10 protein-coding genes and 1 pseudogene are annotated in these 13,218 nt (G+C 40.6%); 8 read left to right on the top strand and 3 right to left on the bottom strand.

All coding sequences use genetic code 11. The features are described from left to right. A partial coding sequence (locus tag F6K49_RS28105) for an O-antigen ligase (protein WP_293101884.1) occupies positions 1 to 1,263 on the top strand: 1,263 nt, incomplete at its 5' end. Further along, positions 1,260 to 2,354: a glycosyltransferase gene (locus tag F6K49_RS28100; protein WP_293026481.1), complete on the top strand. Its 1,095-nt coding sequence runs from the start codon at positions 1,260 to 1,262 to the stop codon at positions 2,352 to 2,354. The genes F6K49_RS28105 and F6K49_RS28100, both read left to right, overlap by 4 nt. A 52-nt stretch (positions 2,355 to 2,406) precedes the next feature. On the opposite strand, the pseudogene F6K49_RS28095 reads toward F6K49_RS28100, so the two are convergent. Further along, positions 2,407 to 3,479 (bottom strand): annotated as a pseudogene (locus tag F6K49_RS28095) (ISKra4 family transposase). A gap of 331 nt (positions 3,480 to 3,810) precedes the next feature. Here F6K49_RS28095 and F6K49_RS28090 point away from each other — a divergent pair. From F6K49_RS28090 to F6K49_RS28065, 6 genes are all read left to right on the top strand, one after another. Then, the gene (locus F6K49_RS28090; protein ID WP_293101881.1) at positions 3,811 to 4,701 is read left to right on the top strand and encodes a sulfotransferase domain-containing protein; all 891 of its coding nucleotides are present in this window, start codon (positions 3,811 to 3,813) and stop codon (positions 4,699 to 4,701) included. Positions 4,702 to 4,948: 247 nt separating this feature from the next. Beyond that, entirely contained in the window at positions 4,949 to 6,253 is a 1,305-nt protein-coding gene (locus tag F6K49_RS28085; RefSeq protein ID WP_293024928.1) for an oligosaccharide flippase family protein, read from the top strand. Between the two features lie 995 nt (positions 6,254 to 7,248). Then, entirely contained in the window at positions 7,249 to 8,484 is a 1,236-nt protein-coding gene (locus tag F6K49_RS28080; protein WP_293024926.1) for a glycosyltransferase, read from the top strand. Positions 8,485 to 8,660: 176 nt separating this feature from the next. Then, entirely contained in the window at positions 8,661 to 9,590 is a 930-nt protein-coding gene (locus F6K49_RS28075; protein ID WP_293024924.1) for a sulfotransferase, read from the top strand. Positions 9,591 to 9,728: 138 nt separating this feature from the next. After that, entirely contained in the window at positions 9,729 to 10,796 is a 1,068-nt protein-coding gene (locus tag F6K49_RS28070) for a glycosyltransferase family 4 protein (RefSeq protein ID WP_293024922.1), read from the top strand. A 453-nt stretch (positions 10,797 to 11,249) separates the two neighbouring features. Next, positions 11,250 to 12,341 (top strand): endo-1,4-beta-xylanase, encoded by a 1,092-nt coding sequence (locus tag F6K49_RS28065; RefSeq protein ID WP_293024920.1) that lies wholly within the window; start codon positions 11,250 to 11,252, stop codon positions 12,339 to 12,341. Between the two features lie 75 nt (positions 12,342 to 12,416). Here F6K49_RS28065 and F6K49_RS28060 read toward each other — a convergent pair whose 3' ends face one another. Both F6K49_RS28060 and F6K49_RS28055 read right to left on the bottom strand, forming a co-directional pair. Beyond that, positions 12,417 to 12,605, bottom strand: a complete 189-nt coding sequence (locus F6K49_RS28060) for a hypothetical protein (protein ID WP_293024918.1) — start codon at positions 12,603 to 12,605, stop codon at positions 12,417 to 12,419. Next, positions 12,580 to 12,810: a helix-turn-helix transcriptional regulator gene (locus F6K49_RS28055; RefSeq protein WP_293024917.1), complete on the bottom strand. Its 231-nt coding sequence runs from the start codon at positions 12,808 to 12,810 to the stop codon at positions 12,580 to 12,582. The genes F6K49_RS28060 and F6K49_RS28055 overlap by 26 nt, the downstream gene beginning before the upstream one ends. Positions 12,811 to 13,218 lie beyond the last annotated feature (408 nt).

Genomic DNA, 13,218 nt, shown 5'->3' with positions numbered 1-13,218 from the left:
TATAAACCAGGGTTCATGAGAAAACTGTTGGCATTTTTTGAACCAATTTTCACTACTGTTTCCTTGGTGCTCTATTCAGGAGGAGTACTCACTGTAATTTTATCAGGAGGCAGAAGTGAGGGGGATGTCATACAAGAATTTGATTCCTCCCTCAGTAGATTGCTGTTCGTATTAATTTATCTCGTTACCTTTTTCCTCCTAACACTACGGTGGAAAAAGGTACTTTATGTCCTCAGTAAAGATAGGTGGCTCAATCTGTTGGTGGGGATAGCAGTAGTATCTATTTTCTGGTCTTCTGAACCAACAACGACCATCAACCGTGCTGTTGCCCTAATTGGCACAACTTTGTTTGGTGTTTACCTCGCCAGCCGCTACACCATCAAAGAACAGCTAGAAATGCTGGGTTGGGCGTTCGGAGTAGCAGTATTGCTCAGTTTTATGTTTATTGTGGCTCTGCCGAAATACGGGATTATGGGGGGAGTTCATGCTGGAACTTGGCGAGGAATATACGTCCATAAAAATGTTCTTGGCAAAGTCATGGTGCCCAGTGCAGTTGTATTTTTGCTCCTGGCTATTCGGGGCAAAAAAAATAATTTACTGTTCTGGGGGGGGTTTGGCTTTTCCGTAATTCTTTTACTATTTACAACTTCCAAAACTGCACTGGTTAGTCTTATAATTATGTTACTATCTCTATATCTATACCGGATGTTACGGTGGCGATATGACCTACTGATTCCGACTATATTTGCCATGACAACATTCGGAGGCAGCGTCTTAATCTGGTTGTTAGATAATGCAGACGCTTTGCTAGGTGCAATCGGTAAGGATGCTACCTTGACCGGTCGTACAGAGCTATGGCCCTTCGTGTTGGACATGATTAATAAACAGCCGTGGCTCGGTTATGGCTATGGTTCATTCTGGAATGGCTTTAATGGTGAATCTGCCTATGTCTGGCGTGCAGTATTGTGGCCAGCTCCCAACGCCCACAACGGCTTGCTCGACCTATGGCTAGCTTTAGGAATCTTGGGAGTATCAATCTACCTAATTGGATTTAGTTTTAGTTTACTAAGAGCTATTGCTTGGCTTCGTGTAAGTAAAACATCAGAGAATCTCTGGCCATTATTGTTCTTAACCTATACCGTGTTAGCCAATATCACTGAGACGTCAGTGATGATACAAAACAATATCTTTTGGGTGCTCTACACATCTGTAGCTCTTTCGGTGCTTATTCCATTAGAGCGACAACCAAACCTATTGAAATGAACGAAAACTTTCAGTTATTAGTCAGCATTGTCATCAACAACTACAATTACGGTCAGTTTCTACCTCAAGCAATTGACAGTAGCCTGAGTCAGACTTATCCAAATACAGAAGTCATTGTGGTGGATGATGAGTCCACTGACAACTCTCAGGAGATTATCACTAGCTACGGTGATAAAATTATTCCTATCCTCAAGAAAAATGGTGGGCAAGCATCGGCACTCAATGCCGGTTTTTATGTCAGCCGTGGGGAGATTGTAATTTTTTTAGATGCTGATGATTACTTATTCCCTAATGCGGTGTCCGAAGTGGTCGCCGTTTGGAAACCAGGGGTAGTCCAGGTGCAATATCGTTTAGAGTTGGTCAATGCCCTTAGTGAATTCATTGGTATCTTTCCAGCTCCAGACATAAAATTTGATAGTGGCACCGTTTGGCCAATTTTGTTGGAGAAGGGAAAGTACAGCGGTACTGTAACCAGTGGCAATAGTTTTGCACGGTCAGCACTAGCTCAAATTTTTCCTATACCTGAATCTGACTTTACCATAGCTGCTGACGGCTATCTAGTCACCCTGAACCCATTTTATGGGCAAGTGGTATCGATTGAAAAACCCCTTGGGGCATACCGACAACATGGGAAGAATTTGTGGGCTTTTTCTAAGGGAACCATTCCCATTGAACGGTTTCGTCGGTCTATCAACCATGATTTTATCAAGTATAACTATTTAGTACGCAAGGCGACTGAGTTAGGCTATCACGTATGCCCGGATTTGAGCTTTCGTGACTCCAATCATTTGATTCACCGTATCGCTTCTTTACGACTAGATCCTCACCATCATCCTTTTGCTTCTGATTCCCCTTTAGTTTTAGCTTACAAAGGATATTGGTCAATCTGGAAATATTCTAAATTTAATTGGAAAAAGAAGCTACTCTGGAGTCATTGGTTACTGTGGGTAGGGATAATGCCCTATAGTATGGTAAAACCAGTAATTTATTGGCCGCTTAGTTCAGCATCTCGTCCTAAAATTATTCTATGGCTAGTGAAACTAATCCGCCAAGTGATACGCATATTGACGTATAAACAATCGACCTATTAACTCATGTTAAATAGAGCTTAAATTTCGGGTGCATCTCATCTTTGTAAAAACATCATTGATAAAGCATTCCATTTAAGTAAGCACAGCGTAAAAAAATAATCTTATTAACATTTTTAATATTCCATTGTGCTCCTGATAGTTTAACTCGCATTCCTATTTGCTTAATGCCCGATTCAATTGCTCCTGAACCTAGGGAACTAATTCGTTATATCTGATAGTATTCATAGTTAATTATTCGATTTTTATGAGTTTCTATATAGTTGCAAAAATTTTGTGCTACTTTCTTTTTTAAGCCCCTAAATAACTCTAAATTCTCTGCCACTTTTCCTGACCAGAGTAACTTTTCGCCTTTTTTTAAACGTGTTAATGAACCTCCCACTTTATAAAGATTTTCCTTTAGATGATACCAATCCAATATTTCTCTTCTTTGATCGGGTTCTCCCAGGTCTTCAAATAAGTTCCAAATTCCTTGATGACCATCACCTGTACAAAAAAACGGATTGAGAAGTTTTTGACTATTTACCCAATCTATTAAAACTTGATTTTCTTGAAAAAATGCTCCTATATATGTTCCATTCAAACACACTGCTTTATAATCTTTCCATTCACAGGGCTTACCCTTTTCTTCTGTACGTAACCTGATTTTTCCTCCATCTAAGCTTACTTCTTGTATTCCTAATCTAGATTCTGGCAAGTCTAAATCTTGCTTTTGAACTAATCTCTGTAACGTACTATGTGAAATTTTGATTCCCGTCATTGCCCATAAATCTTCCTCAGCTCTCTTATAGGATTCATTTGCACAAATTATCAGAGCATTTTTTTCCAGTTTTGGACTCAATCGACTATGAGGCTTTAGCTCAAAATAATCCGCCTGTTTATCAGTGATTTCTACCTCTCCTAATATCGTTTTTATTCTTCGAGGTCTGCCAATTTTAACTTGACTGACTTCTGAAAAAAAAATTTAGCTATCTCTGGGGGAACTTCTTCTTGGATATAGTCTCTTAAGGTTGTTTCTAGATCCTCAAATCTTTGCTTATTTACTGGGGGTGTGTGGCGATATAAAAGTTGAGCGACAGCTTTTAAATGTTCTTTTAGCTCTTGCTTTTCTTCCGGACTCAAGTTCATAATTTTTAGTAATTTTTAAAAATAGTTTATTTCCAATCATATCATGATTTTGGTATTTTTGCAAAAGTGAGATGCACCCCTTAAATTCTTGGTATTATCTGGTTATTCATAATAACAAAAAAGTAATTTATTATTAGCTAATTAGTTCAGACTCTCGTGCTCAAATTATGCTCTGGCTAGGGAAAATAATCCGTATTAATCCCTAGATTTGCGTAGTGCTGATCAGCAAACTTACTTAGGATAATCAGCAATATAGTCAATTGTTTTGTCGATTTTTATATAGGTAGAATTAATGGCGAAATAGCAGTGCCATATGACGAGAGAGTTGTTAGTGACTTTACCGAACTTTTTAATCATTGGAGCCCAAAAGGCTGGAACTACCTGGTTAGCCCATAATCTCAGGGAACATCCTGAGGTATTTATACCTGCAAATGAGATTCATTACTTTAATAAGAGGTATAATCTCAATCAAGGTATTGAATGGTATAAAAAACATTTTGCTGATGTTAATGGGAAAAAAGCAATTGGAGAAAAAACTCCTAATTACTTATGGATCGAACCATTGCCTGATGCCCAGGGTAAAGTCTACTATGACCCTCTCGAAGAAATTTCCTATTCCCATCGACTAATCTACGAGACATTGCCTGAAGCCAAACTTATTGTAGTCCTAATAAATCCAGTTGAACGAGCCATTGCTGCTATAAATCACTTTATCAAAAATGGAGCTATATCTCTAAATTATGACCTTGATGACCTATTAATTGGTGATAAACAACCCCTAGTTGAGCGCTATGGCATCATCGATATGGGACGATATTATCGCCAACTGCAAGCCTACTATGAATACTTCGATCCTAAGCAAATGCTAATTCTAGTCTTTGAAGAAGACATTGCTCAAAACTCAGAGGATTCTATGAAAAAAGTTTGTGAATTCCTTGACATAGATTCTTCCTTTGATTTTAGTAAAAAGTCTAAGAAAGTCCATCAAAGCACTAGTTCACCAATTGCTCGTTATCTGGGAACCCGTTTCCCATTTATGCGTGGGTTGATCAATCGTGTTGATCAGCGCTTACCCTTACAACACCAAAAGCTTCGCCCCAGTCCATCAGCGATTCAAAAACTCTACACCATCTATGCCAATGACAATCAAAAGCTATTCAAATTATTGGGGCGGGAGATATCGGCATGGTATAGCAAAGAATTAGTGGGATTAAGCAGCTAGTCAGCCTAAGGGTGAGGATAATGAAAAATTAGCCATCTAAGCAGGAATAAATCAGATAATATATAAGTTGCCTTCAGAGGTATTATGATGCTAACTTTTATAGTAATATCTTTGATGGCAACTTGGTATAAGTCATACCAATTCCCTGATTGTCTTCTTAGTCTGGGTAATCAGAGATAATTTTCGATCAGTTACCAACTTGGCAGATAATCCTGGCAGCGAAAAGGTATGCTCCAAATTACTTGATATGAATTTTCAATCCCTCAAATCCAGGCTCATTGGCATATTTCAGAAATCCCTAGTACGTAACACCTTGTGGATGCTATTGGCTAAATTTCTGAAGATGATTGTCCAAGCCGCCTACTTCGTGATGATTGCTCGTACCCTCGGTGCTCAACAGTATGGTCTGTTTGCTAGTTTGACGGCTTTAGCGGCGATTATATCCCCTTTCGCCACCTGGGGGAGTGGAGATGTTTTAATTAAAAATGTTTCTAGAAACCGAGCCTTATTCAAGGAATACTGGGGCAATGCGCTGTTGATGATTTTTACCTCTAGTTTGGTGCTAATTGCCTTAGTTATGCTTATAGCTCCAGCTATTTTACCTAAAGAAACGTCGCCCCTGCTAATATTTTTGGTATTTTTGTCTGACTTACTCTTTTTGAAAATTTTAGCCACCGCTGGTCAGGCATTTATCGCGGTCAGTCAGCTTAAGCACACCGCCCAGATTCATTTTTTACTCAGTCTAAAAAACTTAGTGGCAACACTTTGTTTTGTCAGCTTCTTTCAGACATCAGATATTGTAGTTTGGGGAGCTTTATATCTGGCTAGTACAGCAATAGCAGCTGGGGTTGGATTTCTGATGGTACATCGGATGTTAGGAACTCCTAAATTGGCAATATCAAAGATCAAGCCGGAGATGCTTCAGGGATTCTACTTTTCTCTCAACCTTTGTGCTGAAACGGTTAACAACAATGTAGATAAAACCATGCTAGCGCGTCTTTCTACATTACAAGCTACAGGTATATATGCTGCTGCATACCGTTTAATTGATGTGGCATTTGTCCCTGTACAATCTCTGTTAGCGGCTTCCTATGCCAAGTTTTTTCAGAAGGGAGCCGCTGGCATCCAGGGAAGTCTCAATCTGGCCAAGCGTCTATCACCAATTGCTGGTATGTACGGAATAGCTGCTGGTATCGGGTTGTTTATCTCCGCTCCAATGGTACCCTACATTATAGGTGATGACTATAGGGAGGTAGTCAATGCCTTACGTTGGTTAGCACCGATACCGTTTTTTAAAGCCATGCAGTTTTTTGCGGCGGACACCCTGACTGGTGCTGGATTTCAAGGGTTGCGTAGTAGCATACAAGTAACGGCAGCTCTGTTGAACTTTTCGTTAAACCTTTGGTTAATTCCTCTGTATTCATGGAAGGGAGCTGCCTGGTCAAGTTTAACCTCAGATTCCTTGAGGATGCTCAGCTTATGGCTATTAGTGTTTGTCTTATATCGGCAAGAGGTGACTAGAAGCAAGCGCCTTCAAGAATCGGAACATTAATCTTTATCCCCTTTCTCTAAGAGGGATGTAACCTAAGATTGTTAGGTAATTGCTCATGGGTAATTGCTCATGGGTAATTGGTCATGGGTAATCGGTAATCGGATCACCATTACCCATGACCTTGGCTGATTTTTACAAAAAATTTGCTGTTACTTAGGATGAAATTTCACTTTCTTTAATAAAGCTTTACATAATTTTTACGGATATTCTCTTAGAATCAACTAGAGCTAGCAATAAGTCTCTGGCAAAGCCAATCAGCACGTTGGCTTGCTTTTAATTCCTACCTCGGACTTTTAACTAAAGTCTGGGTGAAATGCTATTGCTCGTACTTTTGACAAATCTCGTAAGGAATCAAAGATAGCCAGTGATCAACTAGACCGCCCTACTATGGCAGGTAGGAGTTAGGTAAATACTTAGTCTACAAGACTTTGCCTACTCCTCTTGATCAAGTAGTTCGTCCAGTGACCCTACAGTATTTATAGTGTATGACTAGCATCACCAAAATTCCTCAATTCTTGATGCAGTCGCTCATGGGGAGGGGCTGTGTGCGGAACCTGCGTCCGCACCTTGTAAGCCCCGTGGAAACCACGGCAGTCGCTCATGGGGGAGACCCCCAAGACCGCGCTGCCTCCCCAAGACCGCGCTGCATCGCTTCCAACCCCTGACTATTATATTGATCCGATGAATACAAAGGGGGATATTGCCGACAGATTTACGATTCATATCTTTTCAAAAATCTGAACTACTCAAAGCGTTTGATATTGCTTAAAAAATTAAGCTGTATTTAAATAGTGTTCTAGATATATCTAGTCAATATAAAGTAGGAAATTGTAGTAACTTTGGATAACTATTATTGATAATATAGTGATATTATACATTTTAAATCTGCCTAATTTATGGAACATCTAGGTTATTGAATAATTACAAGTCAGTGCTGATAATTATCATGATTAATTCTATAGCAGCAAACAACTGAGAGTAAGAGTAGCCGTATTATGAAGATTACATTAGTATGCCATGATATTCCCTATCCGCCCATCCATGGGGCGCGATTAGACATGTGGCGAAGGATAAAAGCTTTCTCTAATTTAGGGACTGAGCTACAAGTTATCTGCTGGTGTAGCCATACTCCAAAACCAGAGGAAGTCCTGGAAATTAGGAAGTATGCCAAGCAAGTTTTTTTGATAAAGTTTCCAAGGACACTCGGCTCTTTTATTCGGCGGATAATTGACTTACTCAAGTATCCTTTGGAAGTGACATCTAGAATTGTCAGAGGTAAAGAATTCAAGCTATTACTGTCTGATGTGGCTGCGTTTAATCCTGATGTCATCTTCCTAGATGGTATTCACGGTGGAGAAGTAGCAAGTCAGTTAAGTCAACACTTGAATCGGCTGCTGGTTATTCGCTCTCACAATATCGAGCATTTGTACTATAAGCGAAAACTTGCGTCTGCCAAAGGGTTCAACAAGTTCAAACGATATTTATCATTGTCTAACTTGGCAAATTATGAAACAAATTTACTAAAAAAGAGTACTTTATTTTACGATATATCCCTAGATGACCTAAATTTTTGGAGAAGTCAAGGATTGAAAAATGGTCGCTACTTAGCACCTCTGATTGAGTTTACTGAAGAGAATAGGGAAGCAATATCCAGAGATAAACTAAGCACCCATCCTGTCTATGATATCGTTTTTTTGGGTAACCTCTTTTCGGACAACAATGTAGCGGGAATAATCTGGTTTATTACCCAAGTTATGCCTATAATACGTTTGGCGTTACCAACATTTACTGTTTTAATAGCGGGTTCAAATCCTGTCCAGCACGTTAGGCAGCTATGTGAGGAAACTCCAGAAGTTGATCTGAAAATAAATCCAGTGTCTTCTGCAGAAGTATACAAGTCGGGGCGGGTTCTCATTAATCCAGTTTCCGCTGGGAGTGGCGTTAGTATAAAGTCCCTAGAAATGCTGGTTTCTGGTAGAGCGATTGTTTCCACACCACAGGGAATAGCAGGTCTACCAGAAGAGGTTCATCACTACTTTGAAATTGCTGTGGATAAGTCATCCTTTGCAGAAGCAATTATCCGATTTTTGTCCCATCCTGTCAGGGATAATGTTAATCCAGGTGTGCTTGAGGAATTGTTTGGTTCTAAAGCAATAGAAGGCGTGATTTCGGAAATAGATTCTCTGGTTTCACTTTCAAAGTATAACCAGTTAGCTCGATCTAAATCTTGATATAGCTAAATTTTGATATTTTTCATACTATTTTAGTGTTTAGTGTTGATTAAATTTTAGTTAGCATAGTTTTAGATAATTTTGATGGTTATATTTAAAAAAATACACCCCTAATTAATTGTTTTGTTTGATTTACCATCAATAAAAATATTAAATGTAAATTCAGTAAAATATAAATGAGAAAACAACGTTTAATTACTAAGACCAGCTACTATCTTACCTCGTGGTTTTTGAATCACTGGCAAGTTGGCAAACGCCCAATTTTGATTTTAGGTCATGGTCGCAGCGGTACCAGTTGGGTCGGGAAAACATTGTCCACCGCAAATCGTGCTATATACTACTACGAGCCATGTAATCCAGCTATTACTGGAAAAGGTAACATGGACACATGGTTCCAATATACACGACCTGGTGAGCGAGATGACTTGCTTGAAAATGCTTTTGATAATGTCTTCAAAGGTCTACCTTTTGGAGGCGGTTGGTACCGAGGTTTTTGGGCTAGAGCACTGCCTAATTATCAAATCATCGTGAAAGATGTAGCATCTCTGATGTCCATCGAGTGGGTTTTCAAGCGCTACAATCCCAAACTATTGGTAATTGTTCGACATCCTTGCCCTACCGTATTATCAGAAATTAACAAAGAAACTCCTGCTGAGCTTTCGCGAGATACTTTATTACATCAATCTAGCTTATTTGAAGATCATCTCGAACCCTACCGCTCAGTGATAGAGGCAGCAAAAACGCCAATAGAAATATTTGCAGCTATCTGGGCAGCAAGACATCGTGTTGTAGCCGATGCATTGTCTCGAAATCCTGAATGGTTATTGGTCTTTTATGAGGACTTATGCTTAGACCCTATTGGTAAGTTCAAACAGCTATTTGAGCAGTTTGAATTGCCATGGAATAGGCGGGTAGAAAAGCATGTACTCCAGAGTTCAACTAACAATATACCTGGTCGTTATTCCAAGGTACGTATAAGCAACCAACAAATAAATAAATGGAAACAAACGATGACCCAATCTGAAGTCGAGGTTGTGCGTAATTATGTTAAACTCTTCGATCTACCGTTTTATCAGTCTGATCAATTCTGGTCACTAGAAACCTGAGAATGTTTACGTTTTTTTAAAGCTATGAAGTAGTTTGCGGTAGACACCTTGACTGGTCCTGGATTTCAAGGTTTAGGTAGTAGCGTGAAAGTAACGGCAGCTCTAAAGTTAACCAAAGCTCAATGGAGTAGGTGAAATATGAAAATTATTGCTCAACCAGCCTTTAAAGATCGTGACAAAAACCCTTATACCTGGCTAGTTTACACCCACCTGGCTACTTTGGGGGTTGATGTCCATGAGTTTTCTCCTAAAAAATTGCTGATAAATCATTATTCTATCTGGCATCGGCACTGGCCAGAACGAAACTTAAATGAACCTAACTTCTTCAGAGCGATCGCAAAAACATTAGCTCTATTATTCTTGATGATTTTGGCTCGCTGGCGGGGAACAAAAATTGTCTGGACAGTACACAACTTAGCCTCTCATGAACAGCTTTACCCGCAACTAGAGGCTTGGTTCTGGAAAGTCTTTACAAGACAGTTGGATGGTTACATTAACCTTAGCAAAACTGGGATGAAAGCTGCCCAAGAGCGCTTCCCTCAGTTAAAGAATATTCCAGGTTTTGTAGTACCCCATGGTCACTACCGAGGGCAGTATCCGAATCAAGTCAGTTCTCAAGAAGCTCGCAATTACCTAGGAATTACCAATTCGGCGAAAGTATTGCTTTTGTTTGGCAGAATTAGACCTTACAAAAATGCTCCTCAATTGATTCGAGTTTTCCGAAAGTTGTTTGACTCAGAAGCCATACTCTACATTGTGGGTAGTCCAGAATTTACTGAATTAGCAGCAGAAATTGAAAGGGAATCCGCCCTAGATCAACGAGTGCGAATCAACCTAGATTTCATACCCCAAGACCATATGCAATGGTACTTCAGTGCTGCTGACTTAGTTATTTTGCCCTACCGCGAGATTTTAAACTCTGGTAGTGCTTTCTTAGCCCTCTCTTTTAACCGACCCATATTAGTTCCTAAAATTGGCGCTCTCCCTGAAGTTCAAGAGCAAGTTGGTGAAGAATGGGTCTATACCTATACAGGAGAAATTACTGATTATGACATTGAAAAAGCTTTAGATTGGGCATTAAACACTCCCCGTCCAGAACAAGCTCCTCTAGAGGCGTTTGATTGGCAAGAACTAGCCAATCAAACGATTAATGCCTACAATGAAATTGCCAGCTACTCCAGAAAAAGAAGGAAGAAATTGCAATAGCTGAACCAGAATCATCAATTTATTGATGCCTGCACAATTCGTGCGCTACCTCACTACATCAATTAGTTTTTTGGGGGAAAAAAAATGGGTTTAAAACCGTAAGCATAAGCTGAAAGCACCTCAAGTAGCGTGGCTATTCCCGTAGCGTGGCCTTTGACACCTCAAGTAGCACCTCAAGTAGCGCATATGCTTACGGTAAGCTGATCATTTTTATTGGTCTTATTGAGATAACTAAACCGATATTTTTTTACCAGAAATACCGGCATTTTTTCCCAAATAAGCTTTTTCTGCTATTTTGTCACCCCCTCAGGGATAAATGGCTGAAATAATTAAAGCTAAGCATATTACGTGATGGTTTCTAGGAGTAAAAACAAGTTAATGATTGGACGACGTGAATTATTACTGGGTTTAGGTAGCTTAGCCAGTGTAGGCCCTCTGACAAGGTGTCAATCTATGATACATAGTCACCAAATTCAAGCTATTGATGACCCGAAGCGAGACTTTGCAGTAGCTCAAGGAGCTTCTTTAAAAGAGCGTGCGGCGGCAAAAGGATTAATTTATGGAGCCGAGAGTCGATTCCCAGACTTATCCTCAAACCCAGCCTTAGCCACCCGTTTTGCTCAAGAGTGTGCCATGCTGGTTCCCGGATGGGGACTCAAGTGGTTTATTTCTACTCCTTCTTCCCCTCCCCTGTGCCCTCACCCCCATCAGTTTGACTTTACCGTTGGGGATTGGATGGCAGACTTTGCCCAGACTCATAGATTGCTGTTTCGGGGACATACCCTAGTTTGGCACATCTCGTTACCCCCTTGGTTTGAGGAGACAGTAAATCGCCAAAACGCTCAACAGTTCTTGGTTAGACATATTAAGACAGTGGCTGGGCGTTATGCTGGACAAATGCACTCCTGGGATGTTGTTAATGAAGCGATCGCTACCTTCCAAGGACGGGCAGATGGTTTACGCAAAACGCCATGGTTAAAATTTTTAGGTCCGAAATACATTGACCTAGCCTTTCGCATTGCGGCTGTTGCTGACCCCAAGGCAATGTTACTCTACAACGAGTATGGACTGAGTTATGATTCGAGTGATGAGCAAGCCAAGCGTAGGGCTGTCTTGAAGCTACTAGAGGGGTTGAAGTCTCAGGGAACCCCCTGTCATGCCTTGGGAATCCAGGCTCACTTGCGAGGGAATAAACGGATTAACCCCCAAAGCCTGCGGAAATTTCTCCGGGATGTGGCGAGTATGGGTTTTAAAATCTTGATTACTGAACTAGATGTCAGAGATGACAATTTACCAAAGGATGTGACTGTACGCGATCGCATGGTGGCTCAAGCTTATGAAGATTATCTGTCTGTGGTACTTGATGAGCCAGCAGTGATTGCAGTAGTGACCTGGGGATTTAGCGATCGCTACACATACTTAAGTAGCTTCCATCCCCGCTCAGATGGTGCCCCAGTGCGACCTCTACCTCTGGATGCAGATTTCAAGCCCAAGTTAGCCTGGAATGCGATCGCTCGTGCTTTTGATAATGCTCCTAAGCGTTGAATCATTAGACCTTTGGGGAAATTAACTTTCAGCTGAGATATCAATTGGGTTAATGGTTCATTTTCACGCTTATGTTTATATATAGCAGTTCTCAATTGGGTGAGGTAGAAAGTCCTGGGTTAATGGGAGTAGGGAGTAGGGAGTAGGGAGTAGAGATACAGCGGGGTCTTGGGGGACCTCCAAGACCGCACTGGCTCCCTTTGACCGCACTGGCTCCCTTTTACCACCCTGCATCGCTTTACGAACGACGTTTTGCTTGCTCAAAGGCTTGAGAAAGGTCCTCGAAAGAACAACCCAGTATTTCAACCAGGAGCCTGACGTGCTTTAAGCGTGGTTCGGCTTTGCCATTTTCCCAGTCACTAATCGTCGTAATGCTGACACCAACAGCAATAGCTAATTTCATTTGAGTCAGATTGGCATTTTCCCTGAGTTGTACCAGGGTAAGAGGTTGATCTTCTTGGCTTTTCATAATAAATTGTTTTTGTTCAAGAAAACTTGAACGCTTTGCTTAAATAGGGCTTGCGGATGAACTCTACATGTAGTTTTATAGTTACCCTCTAAAACCTACATGTCGTGTGTCGATGGCTAAATTGCGTAAGCCCTAATTAAAATAGGGCAGTTAACTTTGTTTTCTGCCCTTTTCTTGTTTGCCAGACAGCAGCAAGCAGTTTGGCTCTATCACATAGGGTTATTAGCTAGTTCAGTAAAATAGCTTACCACTAACCATACCGTAGATAAATTTTCTGTAAAATGTTTGCACCAAACAGCTAATATTCCCGAAGCTATGCCAAGCTAGAGGCAAATCATCGCGCAATCGAAAGTAAGCCGCTTCAACACCAGCAGACTTACCTGATCAGGGGAATCTAACCCGCAACTA

Source organism: Moorena sp. SIO3I6 (assembly GCF_010672095.1).
Note: the sequence above shows the minus strand (reverse complement) of the source record. Positions and strands in the feature narration are given on the sequence as shown.

Bases quoted from the DNA above. Each gene is read 5' to 3' on its own strand.
- F6K49_RS28075 (WP_293024924.1), top strand. From the start codon at position 8,661: ATGAGAAAACAACGTTTAATTACTAAGACCAGCTACTATCTTACCTCG.
- F6K49_RS28080 (WP_293024926.1), top strand. From the start codon at position 7,249: ATGAAGATTACATTAGTATGCCATGATATTCCCTATCCGCCCATCCAT.
- F6K49_RS28100 (WP_293026481.1), top strand. From the start codon at position 1,260: ATGAACGAAAACTTTCAGTTATTAGTCAGCATTGTCATCAACAACTAC.
- F6K49_RS28085 (WP_293024928.1), top strand. From the start codon at position 4,949: ATGAATTTTCAATCCCTCAAATCCAGGCTCATTGGCATATTTCAGAAA.
- F6K49_RS28065 (WP_293024920.1), top strand. From the start codon at position 11,250: ATGATACATAGTCACCAAATTCAAGCTATTGATGACCCGAAGCGAGAC.
- F6K49_RS28055 (WP_293024917.1), bottom strand. From the start codon at position 12,810: ATGAAAAGCCAAGAAGATCAACCTCTTACCCTGGTACAACTCAGGGAA.
- F6K49_RS28070 (WP_293024922.1), top strand. From the start codon at position 9,729: ATGAAAATTATTGCTCAACCAGCCTTTAAAGATCGTGACAAAAACCCT.